Annotated in this window: 15 protein-coding genes and 1 pseudogene; 15 read left to right on the forward strand and 1 reads right to left on the reverse strand. The window is 70.8% G+C overall.

Translation table 11 applies throughout. The features are described from left to right. Nucleotide 1: 1 nt before the first annotated feature. Nucleotides 2-739 (reverse strand): GntR family transcriptional regulator, encoded by a 738-nt coding sequence (locus WH85_RS10995; RefSeq protein WP_045741703.1) that lies wholly within the window; start codon nt 737-739, stop codon nt 2-4. Between the two features lie 161 nt (nt 740-900). On the opposite strand from WH85_RS10995, the gene iolC reads away from it, so the two are divergent. From iolC to WH85_RS11070, 15 genes and pseudogenes are all read left to right on the forward strand, one after another. Next, nucleotides 901-1848 carry a 5-dehydro-2-deoxygluconokinase gene (iolC, locus tag WH85_RS11000; RefSeq protein WP_045741650.1) on the forward strand — a complete coding sequence of 316 codons (948 nt, stop codon included), beginning with the start codon at nt 901-903 and terminating at the stop codon, nt 1846-1848. Next, complete coding sequence (locus tag WH85_RS11005) at nt 1841-2737, forward strand: Cgl0159 family (beta/alpha)8-fold protein (RefSeq protein ID WP_045741651.1); 897 nt, start codon at nt 1841-1843, stop codon at nt 2735-2737. The genes iolC and WH85_RS11005 overlap by 8 nt, the downstream gene beginning before the upstream one ends. Beyond that, nucleotides 2734-3537 carry a 5-deoxy-glucuronate isomerase gene (iolB, locus tag WH85_RS11010; RefSeq protein WP_045741652.1) on the forward strand — a complete coding sequence of 268 codons (804 nt, stop codon included), beginning with the start codon at nt 2734-2736 and terminating at the stop codon, nt 3535-3537. The genes WH85_RS11005 and iolB overlap by 4 nt, the downstream gene beginning before the upstream one ends. Beyond that, entirely contained in the window at nt 3534-5399 is a 1866-nt protein-coding gene (iolD, locus tag WH85_RS11015; RefSeq protein WP_045741653.1) for a 3D-(3,5/4)-trihydroxycyclohexane-1,2-dione acylhydrolase (decyclizing), read from the forward strand. Before iolB ends, iolD begins: the two co-directional genes overlap by 4 nt. A gap of 12 nt (nt 5400-5411) precedes the next feature. Next, nucleotides 5412-6287, forward strand: a complete 876-nt coding sequence (locus WH85_RS11020) for a TIM barrel protein (RefSeq protein ID WP_045741654.1) — start codon at nt 5412-5414, stop codon at nt 6285-6287. 35 nt (nt 6288-6322) lie between these two features. Further along, entirely contained in the window at nt 6323-7315 is a 993-nt protein-coding gene (locus WH85_RS11025) for a Gfo/Idh/MocA family protein (protein ID WP_245673895.1), read from the forward strand. Nucleotides 7316-7434: 119 nt separating this feature from the next. Continuing rightward, the gene (locus WH85_RS11030; protein WP_045741656.1) at nt 7435-8241 is read left to right on the forward strand and encodes a DUF6807 domain-containing protein; all 807 of its coding nucleotides are present in this window, start codon (nt 7435-7437) and stop codon (nt 8239-8241) included. Next, entirely contained in the window at nt 8238-9920 is a 1683-nt protein-coding gene (locus WH85_RS11035; RefSeq protein ID WP_045741657.1) for a hypothetical protein, read from the forward strand. Before WH85_RS11030 ends, WH85_RS11035 begins: the two co-directional genes overlap by 4 nt. Nucleotides 9921-10024: 104 nt before the next feature. Next, complete coding sequence (locus WH85_RS11040; RefSeq protein ID WP_045741658.1) at nt 10025-11308, forward strand: ABC transporter substrate-binding protein; 1284 nt, start codon at nt 10025-10027, stop codon at nt 11306-11308. Nucleotides 11309-11369: 61 nt separating this feature from the next. Further along, complete coding sequence (locus tag WH85_RS11045) at nt 11370-12278, forward strand: carbohydrate ABC transporter permease (RefSeq protein ID WP_045741704.1); 909 nt, start codon at nt 11370-11372, stop codon at nt 12276-12278. 1 nt (nt 12279) lies between these two features. Further along, a complete protein-coding gene (locus tag WH85_RS11050; protein ID WP_045741659.1) occupies nt 12280-13167 on the forward strand; it encodes a carbohydrate ABC transporter permease in 888 nt (295 codons plus the stop codon). Nucleotides 13168-13181: 14 nt separating this feature from the next. Next, nucleotides 13182-14864, forward strand: coding sequence for a phosphatase PAP2 family protein (locus WH85_RS11055; protein ID WP_045741660.1), 1683 nt, complete (start codon nt 13182-13184; stop codon nt 14862-14864). Beyond that, nucleotides 14861-15979 (forward strand): Gfo/Idh/MocA family protein, encoded by a 1119-nt coding sequence (locus WH85_RS11060; protein ID WP_045741661.1) that lies wholly within the window; start codon nt 14861-14863, stop codon nt 15977-15979. The genes WH85_RS11055 and WH85_RS11060 overlap by 4 nt, the downstream gene beginning before the upstream one ends. Next, entirely contained in the window at nt 15976-20154 is a 4179-nt protein-coding gene (locus WH85_RS11065) for a glycoside hydrolase family 38 N-terminal domain-containing protein (RefSeq protein ID WP_045741662.1), read from the forward strand. Before WH85_RS11060 ends, WH85_RS11065 begins: the two co-directional genes overlap by 4 nt. Before the next feature lie 92 nt (nt 20155-20246). Then, nucleotides 20247-20447, forward strand: a pseudogene (locus tag WH85_RS11070) (serine/threonine protein kinase); the annotation flags it as partial.

Genomic DNA, 20447 nt, shown 5'->3' on the forward strand with positions numbered 1-20447 from the left:
CTCACCGGTTGAAGACGGTCACCTCGATGGCGTAGTGGTCGGCGCGGTACAGGTTGTCGGAGAACTCGACGGTGGCGCCGGTCGGGTCGAAAGCGGTGCGCTGCATGCTGATCAGCGGCGTGTGGTGGCCGATTTCGAGCAGCCGGGCCTGGGTCGGGCTGGCCGCCTTCGCGGTGATCCGCTGTTTGGCGACCGAGGGTCGGCCGTTCCACTCGCCCATCAGGCGGTAGAGACTCTGCGTCACCAGCAGGTCCGGGTTCAGGTCGGCGAAACGTGGTGGCAGCCAGTTGCGCAGCAGGGCGAGGGGGACGCCGTCGGCCAGGCGGACCCGTTCGCAGTGGACCAGTTTCTCGGTCGGTGCGAGACCCAGCATCCGGGCTGCGTGCCGGTCCACGCAGTCCCGGTCGAACCGTAGGATCCGGGTCTCGGGGCTGCGACCGGAAGCGGTCAGGTCGTCGAAGAGGCTGGTCAGGGCGACACGCCGGCGCACCTGCACGTCGGTGACCCGGGTGCCGACGCCGCGCTTGCGGGTGAGCAGGCCTTTGGCGACGAGTTCTTCGATGGCGCGCCGGATCGTCGGGCGGCTGATGGTCAGCGCCGCGGCCAGTTCGATCTCGGTGGGCAGGCGTTCGCCGGGCACCAGCTCGCCCCGGTCGATCGCTTCTTCAAGGTGTCTGAGCAGCTGAAAGTAGATGGGGACCGGACTGGTCCGGTCGATCTCGACGGGCGGCATGGGCATCGTCGGCACCTCGCTCCGCATTGACAATCGCGGAAGTTTGTCAGTGCGTTCAGAACAATGTCAAGACAAACTCTTGACCTTCGTGGCTCTGCGTCGCAGGCTGCTCACACGCAACGCGGAAACCGTGCGTAAACGTGGCTGTAACGTTTGCTGGAGGTGGGATGCGGGACTTCGAAGTTGTCACGATGGGTCGTGTCGGCGTCGACATCTACCCACTTCAGACCGGAATCGGTCTGGAGGACGTGACGTCGTTCGGCAAGTTCCTGGGTGGCAGCGCGACCAACGTCGCGGTCGCCGCAGCCCGGCACGGACGGCACAGCGCGGTGATCACCCGGGTGGGCGCGGACCCGTTCGGCAAGTACGTGCGCCGCGAGCTCACCGACCTCGGCGTGGACGACCGGTTCGTCGGCACCGTCCCCGGACTGCCGACCCCGGTCACGTTCTGCGAGATCTTCCCGCCGGACGACTTTCCGCTCTACTTCTACCGGCTGCCGATCGCCCCGGACCTGATGATCGAGGGCGACGAGCTCGACCTCGACGCGATCAGGGGCGCCGGCATCTTCTGGTGCACGGTGACCGGGCTGTCGAAGGATCCGAGCCGCTCCGCGCACCACGTCGCCTGGGCCGCTCGCGAACGGCGGCCGCTGACCGTTCTTGATCTGGACTACCGGCCGATGTTCTGGGACTCCGCCGAGCAGGCCCGGGCACAGGTCCGAGCAGCGCTCCCGAACGTCACAGTAGCGGTCGGCAACCTCACCGAGTGTGAGGTGGCGGTCGGCGAGACCGATCCGGACCGGGCGGCCGACGCGCTGCTCGCCGCCGGTGTCGAACTGGCGATCGTCAAACTCGGGCCGGAGGGCGTCATGGCCGCCACCAAGGACGAGCGGATCCGGGTCGCCCCGGCGCCGGTGGACGTGGTCAACGGCCTGGGCGCGGGTGACGGGTTCGGCGGCGCGCTCTGCCACGGCCTGCTCGAGGGCTGGCCGCTGGAACGCATGATCCGGTTCGCCAACGCGGCCGGCGCGATCGTCGCCGGGCGCCTGGAGTGTTCGACCGCGATGCCGACGACGGCCGAGGTCGAGGCAGTGCTGGAGGCCGGTCGTGTCTGATCACGAGGACTTCGAGGAGCTGCGCAGCCTGCGCGCGACCCGGCCGCGGGCGGTGGCCGAGGCGGCCGCCCGCCGGGTCCGGCGGCCGCTGCTGGCCGGCGCCGGCGAGCGTCTGATGGTGGTCGCCGCGGATCATCCGGCGCGAGGTGCTCTGGGGGTACGCGGTGACGCCACCGCCATGGCCGACCGCTACGAGCTGCTCCGCCGGCTGCGGACCGCGTTGCGCCGTCCCGGCGTGGACGGCGTGCTCGGCACCGCCGACGTGCTCGAGGACCTGCTGCTGCTCGGCGAGCTGGACGGCAAGGTCGTCTTCGGGTCGATGAACCGGGGTGGCCTGCAGAACTCGGTGTTCGAGCTGGACGACCGGTTCACCGGCTACGACGCGGCGGCGATCGAACGGATGGGCTTCGACGGCGGCAAGATGCTGACCCGCATCGACCCGGACGACGCGGGCAGCGTACGGACCCTGGAGGCCAGCGCCCGGGCGGTGGACGACCTGGCCGCCCGCGAACTGGTCGCGATGGTGGAGCCGTTCCTGTCCACCCGCGGCGCGGACGGCAGGGTCGTCAACGACCTGAGCACGGCGGCCGTCGCCCGGTCGGTGGCGATCGCGGCCGGATTGGGCGGGACCAGCGCGTACACCTGGCTGAAGTTGCCGGTGGTGGAGGACATGGCCGCGGTCATGGCGGCCACCACGATGCCGGCGCTGCTGCTCGGCGGCGACCCGTCGGGCAACGCCGGCCAGACGTACGCGTCCTGGGAGAAGGCCCTGGCCGTGCCGGGGGTGCGGGGGCTGATGGTGGGGCGGGCGCTGCTCTACCCGCCGGACGGTGACGTGGCGTCGGCCGTGGACACCGCGGTCGATCTGGTACGGAAGGTGGCGGCGTGATCAGGCTGGACGTGACCCCGGAGTCGGCGAAGTGGGGCTACAGCGGACTGCGGGTGGTCGAGTTGGCCGCGGGGGAGTCCTACGCGACGTCCACCGGGGACGACGAGGTGATCGTGGTGCCGTTGTCCGGCGCCGTGACCGTGACCGCTGACGGTCAGGAGATCGAGCTCCAAGGGCGGGCGAGTGTCTTCGACGGCCCGACCGACGTGGCCTATATCCCGATAAAAGCGGACTTGTCGCTCACCTCGCACCGCGGCGGACGGTTCGCGCTGGCCACGGCACGCGCCACGAAACGGCACAGCGTCAAACACGTGACCGTCGATCAGGTACGGGTCGAACTCCGCGGCGCCGGCAACTGCTCCCGCCAGGTCAACAACTTCGGCACTCCCGACGTGCTCGACGCCGACCGGATCATCGCCTGCGAGGTGCTGACCCCCGGCGGCAACTGGTCGTCCTACCCGCCGCACAAGCACGACGACGCCGGACCGCACGAGTCCGAGCTGGAGGAGATCTACTACTACGAGGGCGGCCCCGGGTACCAGCGGGTCTACGGCACCGAGGACCGGCCGGTCGACGTGCTCGAAGAGGTGCGGACCGGCGACGTGGTGCTGATCCCGCACGGCTGGCACGGCCCGTCGATGGCCGCACCCGGCTTCGACCTCTACTACCTCAACGTCATGGCGGGGCCGGGCGAACGCCTCTGGCTGATCCAGGACGACCCCGAGTACGCCTGGATCCGCGACACCTGGGCGGACCAGGAGATCGACCCGCGCCTGCCGTACCGAAAGGAAGCGCGATGAAGCTGACCGTGGGGCAGGCCGCCGTGAGGTTCCTGGCGGCGCAGCGCACCGAACGCGACGGTGTCGAGCACCGGCTGATCGAGGGCTGGTTCGGCATCTTCGGGCACGGCAATGTGGCCGGAATCGGTCAGGCGCTGCTGGAGGCGGAGCTGACCGAACCGGGCGCGGCGCCGTACCGGCAGGCCCGCAACGAGCAGGGCATGGTGCACGCGGCCGCCGGGTTCGCCCGGATGCGCAACCGGATGTCCACGCTGGCCTGCACGAGTTCGATCGGGCCGGGCGCGACCAACATGGTCACCGGTGCGGCCCTGGCCACGGTCAACCGGCTGCCGGTGCTGCTGCTGCCCGGCGACGTGTTCGCCACCCGCCCGGCCAGCCCGGTGCTGCAGGAGCTGGAGGATCCGCGCGGGTTCGACGTCAGCGTCAACGACACGTTCCGCCCGGTGTCCCGGTTCTTCGACCGGGTGTGGCGTCCGGAGCAGCTGCCGTCGGCGTTGCTCGGCGCCTGCCGGGTGCTGACCGACCCGGTGGAGACCGGCGCTGTCACCCTTGCTCTGCCGCAGGACGTGCAGGCCGAGGCGTACGAGTGGCCGGACGAGCTGTTCCGCCCGCGGGTGTGGCACGTGCCGCGTCCGCTGCCGGAGCCCGGCGCGCTGGCCCGGGCGGTCGCGCTGATCCGGACCGCCGAGCGCCCGCTGATCGTGGCCGGCGGGGGAGTGATCTACTCGGAGGCCACCGAGGCGTTGCGGCTGTTCGCCGAGGCGACCGGCATCCCGGTGGCGGAGACGCAGGCCGGCAAGGGTTCGCTGCGCTACGACCACCCGCTGAGCCTGGGTGCGGTCGGCGCGACCGGGACCGTCGCCGCGAACGAGATCGCCCGCGAGGCGGATGTCGTGATCGGCATCGGCACGCGGTGGAGCGACTTCACCACGGCGTCGCGCAGTGCGTTCCAGGACGCCGAGGTGCGCTTCGTCAACGTGAACATCGCGGCGTTCGACGCCGCGAAGCACTCCGGGGTGGCGGTGGTCGCCGACGCAAAGGCGACATTGGCCGCTTTGTCCGAAGCACTGCAAGATTTCCAAACCAGCAACCAATATCGCGAAAAAGCATCGCTACTCGCGAAAAAGTGGGATCAGACGGTTGAGAGGGCCTACCACCTCGGTAACACTCCGCTCCCCGCCCAGACGGAGATCATCGGCGCGGTCAACGACGCCGCGCAGGACCGGGACGTCGTCGTCTGCGCGGCCGGCTCGATGCCGGGCGACCTGCACAAACTCTGGCGGACGAGGGATCCCAAGGGCTACCACGTCGAGTACGGCTTCTCCTGCATGGGTTACGAGATCGCCGGTGGTCTCGGCGTCAAGCTGGCCGCCCCGGACCGCGAGGTCTTCGTGATGGTCGGCGACGGCTCCTACCTGATGATGGCGCAGGAGCTGGTCACCGCGGTCCAGGAGAGCGTCAAGCTGATCGTCGTCCTGGTGCAGAACCACGGGTACGCGTCGATCGGCCGGCTCTCCGAGTCGGTGGGCGCCCAGCGGTTCGGCACCTCCTACCGGTTCCGGGACGAGGACGGCCGCCTGGGTGGCGGCACGCTCCCGGTCGACCTGGCCGCGAACGCCGCCAGCCTCGGCGCGACGGTCCTGACGGCGAGCACCGTCGAGGAGTTGCGGGGCGCGCTGGCCGAGGCCCGCGGGATCGACGGCGTCACCGTGGTGCACGTCGACGCCGATCCGCTGGTCGACGCCCCGTCGAGTGAGTCGTGGTGGGACGTGGCCGTCGCGGAGACCTCGACGCTGGCGAGCGTCCGCACCGCACACGAGCAGTACACCGTCGGCAAGCGCGCACAGCGCGACTACCTGTAGGAGGCATATCCGATGAGTGTTCCGGCGGATCGCGTCGGCGGGGCCCCGATCTCCTGGGGTGTCTGCGAGGCGCCCGGCTGGGGGTACGAACTGCCCGCCGACCGGGTGTTGTCCGAGATGAGCGGGCTCGGCCTGCGCGCGACCGAACTGGGCCCGACCGGCTATCTGGGTGCGACGCCCGCCGACGTGCGGGCCACCCTGGACCGGCACGGCCTGACCCTGATCGGCGGTTTCCTGCCGGTGCCGATGCACGTCGCCACCGCGGCCGACCTGGCCGAGGCGGCGGCCGCGATCGGCGTGCTGGCCGCGGCCGGCGCCGAGGTGGTCGTGCTGGCCGCCCGGTCCACCGACGGCAGCTACGACCACAGGGTCCGGCTGACCGAGGACGAGTGGACCACGCTGTTCGCCACCCTGGCCACGCTCCAGGCGATGGCCGCCGAGCGGGGCCTGCGCGCCGCCCTGCACCCGCACGTCGGGACCGCGATCGAGGACCGGGACGCGGTGCTGCGCCTGTTGGCCGGCAGTGACGTGCCGCTCTGCCTGGACACCGGCCACCTGCTGATCGGCGGCATGCAGCCGGCCGAGCTGATCGAGCTGGCCGCCGACCGGATCACCCACGTGCACCTCAAGGACGTGGACACCGCGATCGCCGCGACCGTGCAGTCCGGCGCCCGCAGCTACATGAACGCGGTCAAGGCCGGCCTGTACACCCCGCTCGGCGCGGGCGACGTCGACATCGCGGGCATCGTGGCCGGCCTGGAGGCGACGGGTTACGCCGGCTGGTACGTCCTGGAGCAGGACTGCGCGATGGACGGCCCGCCCGCCGACGGCGCCGGTCCGGTGGGTGACGTCCGGACCAGCCGCGCCTTCCTGCAGGATCAGCCATGACAGCAAGATCAGAACCATCAGAAAAGAGCACCACCGTGCGACGCATCGGCATCATCGGCACCGGCATCATGGGCGCCGACCACGCCCGTCTCCTCACCCACGCGGTCTCCGGCGCGACCGTGGCCGGCGTCTTCGACCTGGACGCCGAGCGCGCCGCCACGGTCGCCGCGGCCAGTGGTGGCGCCCGGGTCTTCGCCGACCCGTACGCGCTGATCGCGGACGACGGCATCGACGCGGTGCTGATCGCCTCGTCCGACGCCACCCACGAGGAGTACGTGCTGGCCTGCATCGCGGCCGCCAAGCCGGTGCTCTGCGAGAAGCCGCTGGCGCCCACGGTCGAGGGCTGCACGCGGATCCTCGAGGCCGAGGTGGCGTACGGCAGCCGCCTGATCACGGTCGGCTTCATGCGCCGCTACGACCCGGGCTACACCGAGATGAAGGGCCTGCTCGGCACCGGGGAGATCGGCGCGGCGCTGATGGTGCACCACGTGCACCGCAACCCGGCCGGCACGCCCGGCCAGCCGGACTCGAATCTGATCACCAACTCGGCGGTGCACGAGCTGGACATCACCCGGTGGCTGCTGGACGAGGAGATCGTCGAGGTCACCGTGCACGCCCCGCGGTCCACCGGCCAGTCCGGCGGCACCCGCGACCCGCAGTTCCTGGTGTTGCGCACGGCGTCCGGCGCGCTCGCCGACGTGGAGATCTTCGTGAACGCCCGCTACGGCTACGAGGTGCGCTGTGAGCTGGTCGGTGAGCTGGGCACGGTCACCCTGGACGCGCCGCCGGCCACCTCGCTGCGCCGCTCCGGGCTGCACTCGCGGCCGCTGCCGCCGGACTGGCGTCCCCGGTTCGCCGAGGCGTACCGGCTGGAGCTGCAGGACTGGATCGACGGCGGCGCGGGCGGTGCGACGGCCTGGGACGGGTTCGCCGCGACGTTCGTGGCGCAATCCTGTGTGACGGCTTTGGAGTCGGGCGTGGCACAGGCCGTCGAGCTGCCTGCGATTCCTAAGATCTATCGCTGGTAGTTGACCTTGCAGTCCTGTTCCAGCGCGTTTATTGTTTCTTCAGGAAAGCGCTTGCCTGAGCGCCTCCGATAATGCGCGGAACAGTTTCTGAACGCCATTATTGTCGAGGGAGGGACCGGATGACCGGCCTGCGAGTGAACGGAACCGCGGTCGCCACGGTCGTGGACGATCCCGACCTCGACACCCGATTGGCGCCGCGGCCCTATCTGCATCCGGTCCGCACCCTTTCCGGAACCGTCGTCACCGGCGAGCTCCCCGAGGACCACCCGTGGCACCTGGGGGTCTCGGTGACGTGTCAGGACGTGGACGGCGTCAACCTGTGGGGCGGGCGCACCTACGTCCGCGGCGAGGGTTACGTCTGGCGCGACGACCACGGCCGGATCGTCGCCGACGATCGCACGGAGCTGCCGGACGGCTACACCCAGCGCCTGAGCTGGCAGGACGGCGCCGGCCGGGTGGTGCTGCGCGAGGAACGGTCGGTCCGTGCCCGTGCCGCGGCCTCCGGTTGGGAGCTTTCTCTGGGGTACGCGCTGAGTGCCCCCACCGTGAAAGAGGTGCATCTCGGCTCCCCGGCGACGAACGGGCGTACCGGGGGCGCGGGGTACGGCGGGTTCTTCTGGCGGGCCACCGGCGGCGAGGCCGTCGCGTTCACGTCCACCGGCGACGAACCGCACGGCTCGGACGCGGACTGGCTGGCGGTGACCGTCGGTGACGCGTACACCCTGGTCTTCCGGGGTCTGGCGGGCAGGGACCGCTGGTTCGTCCGCCTGGAGGAGTACGTCGGGGTCTGTCAGGCACTGGCCTGGGAGCAGCCTCTGCGGATCGTGCCCGGGACACCGCTGATCAGGGACATCCGTGTCCTGGTGGCGGACGGCGTGCTGAGCCGCGAGGCGATCGCCGCACACGTGGCGGAGGCGGCGATATGAGCGACCGGGTCGACCAGGAGTTCGTCGCGCGGGTCCGGTCCGGACTGGACCGTGAGATCGCCGGGATCGTCGCGGAGACCACCGCCGACTGGACCGGCATGCAGCACCGGCGGCTCGCCGAACGGGTGAAGACCCTGGTCGCGGCCTGGCGCGGGGACACCGGCCGCACCGGGCTGTTGGACGTCGCCCTGCATCTGACCGGCCTGCTGCGCGGGTTGCAGAATCCGAGCGGGCTGTTCCGCGGCGGCGACAACGTGGACTCGCCGCCGGACTCCGCGTTCAGCGTCAACGACCTGGCCGACGTCGCGCTGATGCTGCGCGTCCCGCAGGCCGCGGGCCATCCGCTGGTGGCGGCCCTGGACGAACTGCTGACCACGATCACCCCGGCCCTGGTCAAGGGGGGTGTGCACACCCCGAACCACCGGTGGGAGATCTCCGCGGCGCTGGCCCGGCTGCACCGCCTCGACCCGCGGCCGGAGCTGGCCGGCCGGGTCGCGCAGTGGCTGGCCGAGGGCGCCGACATCGAGGACGGCCTCTACTCCGAGCGCAGTGCCAACTATGCCGCGTACGTCTCGAACCCGTCGCTGCTGGTCATCGGCGAGGTCTTCGACCGACCGGACCTCATCGACGCGGTGGTGTCGAACCTGGACGCCACCCTCGACCTGCTGCTCCCCGACGGCGCCGTGGAGACGGTGCTGTCCCGGCGGCAGGACCAGGGCCGGCCGAAGCCGCTGGCCGGGTACCTGCTCCCGCTGCGCCGGATCGCCCGCCTGCGCGGCCGGGGCGACCTGTCCTGGGCCGCCGGCCTGGCCCTGGAGCAGGGCCTGGAGGCGCCCGGTCACGTGGCCGCCGCGCTGGTCCTGGACCCGGATCTGGCCCTCGCGCTGCCCGCACCGGTCGCGCCGCCGGGCACCCGGCGACGGCATTTCCCGGCCGCCGGTCTGCTGGTGGACCGCACCCCGGTGGCGACCACCGTGGTCTTCGGCGGTTCGGACTACCCCCGGCAGCGGCGGATCCGGTCCGGCCTGGCCAACTCACCGACCTTCCTGCGCCTGTACGCCGGCGCGGCCGTCCTGGACAGCGTCCGGCTGTCGCGGACCTTCTTCGGACTGGGACCGTTCCGTGGCGACGGCCTGACCCTCGACGGCGATCAGGCGGTGCTGACCGAGCGGGTGTCGGCCGCCTATTATCAGCCGCTCGACCCCGCTGAGCTGCGCGCGGACGCGGACTACGGCCTCGGTGACGACGGCCGGTTCAGCGCCGCGATGGACTTCGCCAAACGCGGCCGCGACGAGGTGACGCTCGAGACGACGGTCCGGGTGGATCTCACCGGGGACGGCGCGGAACTGTCCGTCGAGGTGTCCGGCGCGATCGTCGACTGGGCCCTGGAGCTGGCCTTCCGTCCTGGCGGGACGATGCACGGCGCGCGGCCTGTCGGCGCCGCCTGGCAGCTCGACGAGGGTACCGCGCACTACCGGGTCGGCGACGACTCGATCCAGATCTCCGTCACGGCGGCCGACCACGCCCCCGCCGACGGTCCCCCGGCGTACCACCCGGGGGAGGAGTACGCGTTTCTCGGCGGCACCGACGCGGCGTCCGGCGAGATTCTGTACGTGACCGGGAAAGCTCCGGCGCGACTGCGCCTGAATCTACTTTCAACAAGCCGAACAAATAGCTGACCGTTGGTTTTGTTCCCCCTTTTCTGTGGCGACTCGTTGACGAGGTAAGCGCTTTCCTCTAACGTCCGTCGCCACGAGTCGACGATTTCATCGAGGAGATAGTCATGGCCATTTCCGCAGCGTTCGGGAAGGGACGCCTCCGCCGCCTGCTCGCGGCCGGCGTCGTCACGGCCCTCGCCCTCAGCGCCTGCTCGTCCGGCGGCGACTCCGAGGACGTCAAGAGCATCACCTTCTGGTACTCGACCAACGCCCAGGACCAGGGATACACCGACCTGGCCAAGGAGTTCGAGGCCAAGGAGGGCATCAAGGTCGAGATCGTCAACATCCCGAACGACGGCTACAAGGACAAGCTGAAGCAGGCCGCGCAGGCGAACGAGCTGCCGGACACCGCCAGCGTCCCGGCCCTCGACCCGCTCTGGGTCAACCAGGTGCAGGACATCTCCTCGGTGGCGAACAACGAGGCCAACCAGATCAACAAGAGTCTGATCACGGTGCAGGACGACAAGGTCCTGGCGATCCCGTCGGACATCACCGCCGCCGGCCTCTACATCAACAAGAGCCTGTTCGACAAGGCCGGGGTCGCCTACCCCACCGACCCGGCCAGCACCTGGACCTGGGACGAGTTCCTTGCCGCCACCGCCAAGGTGAAGGCCGCCACCAGCGCCAAGTACGAGCTGGTCTACGACAACTCGCCGGCCCGGATCCGCTCCTGGATCTACACCCACGGCGGCAAGGGCTTCCAGCTCGGTGCGGACAACAAGTACGCCACCCCGGACGCCGCCACCGTGCAGGCACTCGACGACTTCAAGAAGATCAACGACGACAAGGTGATGCCGAAGTCGGTCTGGACCTCCGGCGCCGACCCCAGCGCCCTGTTCAAGAGCGGTCAGGTCGTCGCGTACTACTCCGGCGTCTGGCAGGTCGCCGACTTCGCCGACGGCATCACCGAGTTCGAGTGGGCGGCCGCCCCGACCCCGGCCCAGCCGGTGCACGCCACCGACATCAACCTCGGTGGTCTGGTGACGGCGTTCAACGGGGACAAGGCCGAGGCCGCCAAGAAGTGGGTCGAGTTCATCTTCCAGCGGGAGAACTACACCAAGCTGGCCCAGACCAACGGCTACCTGCCGATCGAGCAGGGCCTGGACCTGAAGTACCCGTTCGAGAAGCAGACCGCCCTCGACGCCTTCGCGCTGTACAACGCCGAGATCGAGCTGGCCGACCCGATCTCGCCCTCCGGTCAGGCCGCCCAGACCACGCTGCTGCTCGCCGGCAAGCCCGCCGCCGAGGACCCCACCAAGGTCGAGATGGCCAAGTTCATCAACGGTGAGCAGGACGTCAACACCACCGTGACCAACATCGTCAACGGCTGGAACGAACAGCTCGGCTGAGACGACCGTGGCGTGTGGCCCACCCCGCGGGGTGGGCCACACCGTGGAAAGTGAGTTCACCATGGTCGACACCGTTGCGGCGGCCACGCCCGGCAAACGGCGGAAGCTGAACAGTTACACCGGGGCGCCCCTGCTCTTCATCCTGATCAACCTGATCCTGTTCTGCCTGTTCTTCGTCTGGCCCGCGGCGATCGGCCTGGGGTACTCGTTCACCAGCTACACCGGCATCGGCACCGCGCCGTTCGTCGGGGCCGACAACTACACCCGCCTGATCGACGACCCGGCGTTCTGGGCCGCCCTGTGGCGCACCCTGATCTACACGGGCAGTGTCGTGCCACTGAGCTTCGTCGCCTCCCTCGGTACGGCGTACCTGCTGGTCAGCCCGTACACGAAAGGCAAGGGGTTCGCCCGGATCATCTTCTTCCTGCCCTGGCTGATCTCCCCGATCGTCGCCGGCGTGATCTGGCGCTGGCTGTTCGGCGAGAACTTCGGTCTGGTCAACTTCATCATCACCGAACTGGGCGGTGAGGCGCTGCCCTGGCAGTCGAACGCCGACCTGTCCCTGATGGTGGTGATCATCGCGGCGACCTGGGGCGGTACGGCCTTCAACATGCTGTTGTTCGTCGCCGCGCTCAAGAACGTGCCGGTCTCCTACTACGAGGCGGCCGAGCTCGACGGTGCCGGCGCATGGGACAAGTTCCGCCGGATCACCCTGCCGGCCATCGCGCCGACCTCGTTCATCGTGGTGCTGCTCAGCACGCTGCACGCGATGAAGGAGTACAGCCTGATCGTCGCGGTCAACGCGGGCGGCCCGGGCACCGCGAACAACCTGATCGTCCAGTACATCTACAACACCGGCTTCAAGAAGGCGCAGATCGGCTACGCCAGCGCGGCGTCGTTCGTCCTCCTGCTGATCCTCATGGTCATCGCCGGAATCCAGATGATGGCCAATCGCCGGAAGGAGAGCTGACATGTCCGTCATCTCCAAGCCGCCCGCCCTGCGCAGCCCTCAGCAGAACAAGAAGCCCGGCAGCCGGACCGGCGACCTGGCCCGCAAGATCAGTTCCAGCGCCGTGATGTGGCTGCTGGTCGTGGTCTACGGCTTCCCGACGCTCTGGTTCGTGATGAGCTCGTTCAAGCCGGCCGGCGAACTGTTCTCCTACCCGCTGACCTTCTTCCCGAGCCGGTTCACCCTCGACGGGTTCACCGAGGCCTGGACGAAGTTCGACTTCGCCACGTACTTCTTCAACACGCTGATCGTCGCGGTCGGCGCCACCGTGCTCACCGTGGTGGCCAGCGCCGCCGCCGGGTACGCCCTGGCCAAATACCGCAGCTGGTGGCTGAAGATCTTCGCGGTCTGCATCCTGGCCACCACCATGCTGCCCGGCGAGACCATCCTCGCCCCGCTGTTCGTGGTGGTCCGCAACCTCGGCCTCTACAACAGCCTCAGCGGCGTCATCGTCCCCGCGGTCATCACCGCGACCGGCACGTTCATGTTCCGCCAGTTCTTCGTGACCGTGCCGAACGACCTCCTCGAAGCCGCCCGCATCGACGGCTCCGGCGAGATCTCCACGTTCCTGCGGATCATGCTGCCGCTGGCCAAGCCGATCATCATGACCCTGGCCATCTTCTCGTTCCAGTGGCGGTGGAACGACTACCTCTGGCCGCTGATCATCCTCAACGACCCGAACCAGTTCACCCTGCAGATCGGCGTCGCCAGCATCATCGGCGCGCAGAACATCAACTGGTCGGTCCTGCTCGGCGCCTCGGTGATGTCGATGATCCCGCTCGTCGCCATCTACCTGATCTTCCAGAAGTACGTGATGAGCGCGGACATGAACGCCGGCCTCAAGGATTAAGGAGAAAGCCCTCCGTGAGCGTGTCTCGAAGGACCCTGCTGCGCGCCTCCCTCGCGGTGCCGGCGGTGGCCTGGCTCCCCGGTTCCGCCGTCTCCGCCGCCGGATTCGTCCCCTTCGTCGACGACTACACCTCCAACACCACCGCGAACCTGACCGCCGAGACCAACGCGGCCGTCCGCATCCTGTCCGGCGTCTCCGCGCTGTGGCAGACCGGAACGGCCTGGAACACCGGCGTGCCGCTGGACCGCGCGACGCTGCGGGCCAACGTGCGGTTCTGCGAGACCCGGACCGCCTCCCGGACCGCGGCCGAGGGCGCCCGGGCGTTCGTGGTCGACCGTCAGCACCAGAGTTACGCGGTGATCGCCGGACTCGGCCCGCTCGCACCCTCCTACCGGGCCGGATCCCTCGCGGTCACCGGCATCACGTCCGCGCCGGAGACGACGCCGGCCACCACGGTCAGCGACTTCGTGCCGGCCGACGCCCCGGCCGGGTCGGCGCTCGGCGCGGGCTCGCCGACGTCGTCGCTGGGCGATGTGGTGACCCTGGTCAACACCGTGCGCGGCAACTGGTCGTCGAGCAACCCGAGCAAGTTCGCGGTGCAGTACCCGCGGCCGTGGCGTCTCACCACCGACAGTGCGGTCGTGGACACCGGGGCGGTGGACGCGTTCGGTTACCCGGTCTACCGGTCCAAGGTCGTCGTCGTCCCGCAACTTCTCCGCCAGCGGGGGACCGTGCCGGCCGAGGACGGCGGGTTCCCGAGCGGGCACACCAACGCGCTGTTCCTGGCCGCGCTGGCCTACGCGTACGCCGTACCGGAACGCTTCCAGGAGTTGCTGACCTGCGCGTTCGACCTGGCCGACACCCGGATCACGGCCGGCATGCACTCGCCGCTGGACGTGGTGAGCGGGCGGATCCTGGCCACCGCGCTGGCCGCCGCGATCCTCAACGACCCGGCGAACGCGGGCCTGAAGGCGGCGGCGCGTGCCCAGGCGGCGGCGGTGCTGACCGCCACGCCGGGGGCCGAGGACCCGTATGCGGACCGGGTGCGCAACCGCCGGTCGATCCTGCCTCGGCTCACCTACATCCTGCCGCGGACCGGGCGCGACACCCCGCTGACCGTGCCGAAGGGCGCCGAGGTGCTGCTGGAGACGCGTCTGCCGTACCTCACGGCGGCCCAGCGGCGGGCGGTGCTGCGCAGCACGGCCCTGCCCGGCGGATACGCGCTGCTGGACGGTCCGGAGCAGTGGGGGCGGCTGGACCTGTTCACGGCCGCCGACGGTTATGGCGCGTTCGAGAACGACGTGGACGTGACCCTGGGCGCCGGCGTCTCGGACACCTGGCGCAACGACATCTCGGGCAAGGGTGGGCTGACCCTGCGGGGTTCCGGCACGCTGGCTCTGACCGGGGCGAACACCTTCCGCGGTGGGGTGCGGATCCTCGGCGGGACCTTGGCGGCGGAGTCTCTCGGTGATGTCACGGTGGATGGCGGGACGTTGCAGGTATCAAACGCACGTGTCGATGGTGTTCTCGCCATCAAATCAGGAAACCTTGTAGTGAATGGCACTAAATCGGGCACAGTGCTGACCGCTCAGAAGATCACCGGACGATTCGCGCAGGTCACCGTCACCACGCCGGGGCTGAAGGCGGAACCGGTCTACACCCGGAACACCGTGCAAGTGCGGATCACCCGCGGATGAGCGCCCCACGGGTCGTCCTCGTCGGCGCCCACGGACACGGGCGCGGCCACCTCGAGGCGATCGCCCGGCTGCATGCGGCCGGGCGTCTCCGGCTCGCCGGCGTGGCCGATCCCCGTCCCCTCGACCCCGGCCAGCGTGCTCTGGCCGGGGACGCCGCACTCAGCCCCGACGCCACCGAGCTGATCCAGGCCGTCGCGCCGGACGTGGTCGTGCTGGTCACCCCGGTGCACACGCACGTGGAACTGGCCGAGGCGGCGATGCGCGCCGGTGCGCACCTGCTCCTGGAGAAGCCGCCCGCACCGACCCTGGCCGGGCTCGGCCGGCTGCTCACCGTGCAACGCGAGACCGGCCGGGTCGTGCAGGTCGGGTTCCAGGCGTTCGGGTCGGGCGCGGTCACCGAACTGCGGCGCCGCATCGCGGACGGCGAGCTGGGCGAGATCCACGCGATCGGCGGCACCGGGCTCTGGTGGCGTGGCGAGGCGTACTGGAACCGCTCCGGCTGGGCCGGCCGCCGCTCGATCGACGGGGTGCCGGTCAACGACGGCGCCCTGACCAACCCGTTCGCGCACGCGGTGGCGCTGGCGGTGGCCCTGGACGGGTCCGGCGGCGCGGAGCCGGTGCGCCGGGTCGAACTCGACACCTACCGCACCCGGGCGTCCGAGGCGCACGACACGGCCAGCGCCCGGATCGTCACCGCCCGGCGGACCCCGGTCACCGTGGCGGCGACGCTGTGCGCGGAGACCGAGACCGAACCGACGGTCACCGTCTACGGCAGCCGGGACACCGCCGAGCTGCACTACACCGAGGACCGGCTGGTCACCGCAACCGGCGCGACCCGGCACGGGCGTACCGACCTGCTCGAGGACCTGCTCGACCACCTGGCCGGCGCAAGCGCCGGCCCGCTGGTGCCGCTCGCCGATACGCTGGCGTTCACGCAGGTCGCGGAGGCGGTGCTGGCCGCACCGGCGCCGACCGCGGTCGACCAGGAGGCGTTCGACGACCTGCCCGGCCTGACCCGCCGGGCCGCCGCGACCGGCCGCCTCTACCGCGAGACCGGAGCGCGCTGGGCGACCGCGGCACCCTTCACCTGGACACCGGAAGGCACCACGGCATGAGGATCACCACGGTCGAGGACACCGATCTCTTCCTCGGGCCGGAAGCGGCACCCCGGCAGGTCGTCCGGGTCACCCTCACCGCCACCACGGACACCGGACCTCTGCGGGTACGCGTGGAAGGCCCGACCGTGCGTACCCCCGAGGAGACCGTGACCACACCGCTGGCCGCCGGCGAGCAACGGGTCGTCGAGGTCGGGGTGCACGTGGCCGCGCCGGCCTCGGAGGGGTCGGTGCACCGGATCACGGTGATCGCCGAGAGCGGGGACGCCCGGGTCACCGCGAAGGCCGCCATGCGCGTCGCGGCCACCGGCTGGACCATGTGGATGATCTCGCACTTCCACTACGACCCGGTCTGGTGGAACACCCAGCGCGGCTTCACCGAGGTGTGGCAGCAACTCCCGGACGTGCCGAAGGCCGACAAGCTGCGCCCGGCGTTCGTCCGGACCGCGTTCGACCTGGTCCGGGCGCACCTGGACGCGGCGCGGGCGGACGACGACTACCGGTTCGTGCTCGCCGAGATCGACTATCTGAAGCCGTACTGGGACGTGTATCCGGAGGACCGCAAGGACCTGCGCCGGATGCTGCACGAGGGCCGGGTGGAACTGGTCGGCGGCATGTACAACGAGCCGAACACCAACCTGACCCACCCCGAGTCGACGATCCGCAACACCGTGCACGGGGTCGCCTACCAGCGGGAGGTGCTCGGCGGCGACCCGCAGACCGCGTGGATGCTGGACGTCTTCGGCCACGACCCGGCGTTCCCGGGACTGATGGCGGACGCCGGCCTGACGTCGAGTTCGTGGGCGCGCGGTCCGTTCCACCACATCGGGGCGCGGCGGCACACCGGCGACATCGAGCGCATGCAGTTCCCCAGCGAGTTCGAGTGGGTCTCGCCGACCGGGCGGGGTGTGCTGACCGCGTACATGGCCAACCACTACGTGGCCGGCTGGGACGTCGAGCGCAAGAACACCCTCGAGGAGGCGATGGCCGAGGCGTACGCCCAGTACCGCGAGCTGCGGAAGGTCTCGGCGACCCGGAACGTGATGCTGCCGGTCGGCCACGACCACAACATCCCGTCCCGGTGGTGCACCGAGATCCACCGCGAGTGGCCGTACGTGTGGCCGAAGTTCCGGATGGGCATCCCGCGGGACTTCTTCGACGCGGTCCGCGCCGAACAGCCCCGGTTCTCGCCGCAGACCCGGGACATGAACCCGGTCTACACCGGCAAGGACGTGTCGTACATCGACACGAAGCAGGCGCAGCGGGCCGGCGAGACGGTGGTCCTCGACGCGGAACGGTTCGGCACCCTGGCGGCGCTGCTCGGCGGCCGGTACCCGGCGGAGGAACTGGACAAGGCGTGGCGGCTGCTGGCCTACGGCGCCCACCACGACGCGGTGACCGGGACCGAGTCGGATCAGGTCTACCTGGACCTGGTCGCGGGCTGGCGCGAGGCCTGGGAACTGGGTGCGACGGCCCGGTCCGCGGCGCTGCGGGCGCTGGGTTCCTTCGCGGACACCCGGGGACGGGGCCAGGCGGTGCTGGTGGCCAATCCGCTGTCCTGGTCGCGAGACGGTGTGACGACCGTTCGTGCTGACTTTCCCGCCCCGGGCCCCCGGGGGGTCACGGTGCTCGACGACCGTGGGAACACGCTGCCGGCGGTCGCCGAGGGGGAGACCCGGCACCCGGACGGCACCCTCGCCTCGGTCACGCTGTCCGTTGCGGCCCAGGAGGTGCCGGCCCTGGGCTACCAGGTGTGGCGGGTGGTCCCCGCCGCGTCGGTCCCGGTCTGGACCGCCGGAGACTCCGAGGCACCGGATCCGTCCATCGAGAACGAGGCGTTCCGGATCACCTGCTCCGGCGGGGCACTGACCAGCATCCACGACCTGCGGCACGGGCGTGAGCTGCTGCGGGCCGACGGGGCCGGCGGTGAGCTCGTCGTGCAGCAGGAGTACCCCGACCACCCGTTCTGGGGTGAGGGCCCGTGGCATCTGCTGCCCCGGGGGCCCGGCGTCGCGGTGACCGGGACGTCGGCGCGGGTCGAGCACAGCCCGGCCGGCAGCCGCCTGGTGATCCGCGGAACGTTCGAGGACCTGACGGTCACCCGCGAGGTGCTGCTCTGGCACGGCGTGGACCGCGTCGACTTCCGCACCCACGTGGACGGGTCGATCGGGGCGGACCGGCTGCTGCGGGTGCGGTTCGACTTCGACGGTCCGGGCGCCCTGCCGGTCTCCGACGTGGGGTTCGCGGCCATCGGACGCTCGTTCGGCTTCCCGAACGTGGACGCCGCGGAGAGCCTGTGGACACTGGACAACCCGGCCCACACCTGGGCGGGGCTGTCGGCCACCGCCCGGATCCGCGTCGCCGGCACCGACGTGGCGATCGGCGTCGCTGAGATCATCAGCGAGCACGACCAGCGGGACCTGATGACCGCCCTGGTCGCCCAGGGCGTGACCGCCACCGGCACCCGTCCGGCGGGCGAACGGTACGGAAGTCTGGACGCCGACTCCAACCTCCCCGACGTGCGCATCGTGGTGGGGGAGAACGCGTTCACCGACCAGGTCCTGGCCTCGGCGGAGCCGGGCTGCCGGGAGACACTGACGACGACCGGCCGTGTCTACATCCCCGCGATCGCTTCGCTCGCCGAGGCGTGGGTTCCCGACGCCGACCTGCGGGGACCGCGCGACCTGCCGGTCCTCATCGTCACCGATACCGGACGCGACGCCCTGATCGCCGATCTCGCCGACGCCGTCATCGAGATTCCGGACGTCATCCCGGGCGTCTCCGGTTTCTCGGGCTACTCCATGGCGGTGGTCAACCACGGCACCCCGGGGTTCGTGGTGGAACCGGACGGCACCTTCCACATGTCCCTGATGCGGGCCTGCACCGGCTGGCCCAGCGGCGTGTGGATCGACGGGCCGCAACGCACCACCCCCGACGGCACCGGATTCGCGCTGCAGCACTGGTCGCACACCTTCCGGTACAGCCTGGTGGCCGGAGCCGGCGACTGGCGGCAGGCCGGATTCGTGCACGCCGGGCAGGAGGTGAACCACCCGCTCGTCGCCGAACCCGTGCCGTCGTCGGCCGGGACACTGCCCGTGCGGGCGTCGCTGGGCTCGGTCGAACCCGCGTCGGCGGTCCTCACCGCCCTCAAACCCCGGGGCAACCCGCTGGCGGCCGGGCTCCCCGGCACCCAGGACGTGGGCGAGGGCCTCACGGTACGGATCTACGAGTCCACCGGCACCCCGCAGACCGCGCGCATCCGCATCCACGGTGGTCTCCGCGACGCGACCCGTACCGACGTGCTGGAAGCCGGGGCCGCCGACGGCCGCCTCGAAGCCGCCGACGGCGAGGTGATCGTCGACCTGGCGGCGGCCGACGTCGTGACCGTCTCCGCCCGCCCGGTGCGGGCGGCGACCGTCGTGGACGAGCCCGCGGTGGAACCCGTACAGCCGGTGCCGACCCGGTACTGGATGCACAACAAGGGCCCGGCGCCGCTCGGCAACCTGCCGGTGGCCGTCCACCTGTCGCCGACCGCGGCCACCCTGCCGGCCACGCTGCGCCTGACCGTGGGCTCGGCGACCGCCGCCACCGCCGGCACCGTCGAGCTGATCGTGCCGCCGGGACTGGAGGTGACCGCGGACGGGACGCTCGACTACGACCTGGCCGCCGGCGAACACCACACCATCGACCTGCACGTCACCGGCGACGGCGACGGCGTGCGCCACCTCGCGGCGCGGATCGTCGACCCCTTCGGGCAACGGCTGGAGGACACCGCGGCCCTCGCCGTCGGCGATCCGACAGTCGCGCCGGTCGAGGCGACCCTGGAACCGGCCGTTCTCAGCCTGGCGCCCGGCGGCACCGGGCGGCTCACCCTGACGCTGCGGAACCCGGCCGCCGGCCCGGTCCGCGGCGACGCCCAGCTCGTCTCACCGTACGGAACCTGGTCCGGCGAGGCGACGATCACGCCGTGGATCCGGGGGTGGGAGCTTCCGGCCGGCGGCACCCGCACCCTCACCTTCGACGTGGTGCTGTCCGGCGACGCCCGTCCCGGAGCGGACTACTGGGCACTGGTCCGGGTCGTCGGGATGGGCGAGGTGGGCTACACGCCAGGCGTACACCTCAGAGTTGTTGACCTTGAGGATTTGCCTGGTCACGCAGGGTCTACATCGCCCTGACGCGGAACCGCCGCGGCGCACCCGCCAGTGACGGGGGTGAGTAGACTCCCGGGTTCGCGGCGTCGGGTTGCGGTGAAGGGGACGATACGACGATGAGCATGCCGCTCCGTCCGGGGGACCGGACCAGCCTGGGGCGTTACGAGCTGGTGGGACGGCTCGGCGAGGGTGGCATGGGCACGGTCTTCCTGGGGCGCGGCCCGGACGGCCGGCCGGTGGCGATCAAGATGGTGCGGCCGGAGTTCTCGCACGACAGCGAGTTCCGGGGCCGGTTCCGCAGTGAGGTGACGCGGGCC

The sequence above is a fragment of the Actinoplanes rectilineatus genome (assembly GCF_000962825.1).
GTDB lineage: Bacteria > Actinomycetota > Actinomycetes > Mycobacteriales > Micromonosporaceae > Actinoplanes > Actinoplanes rectilineatus.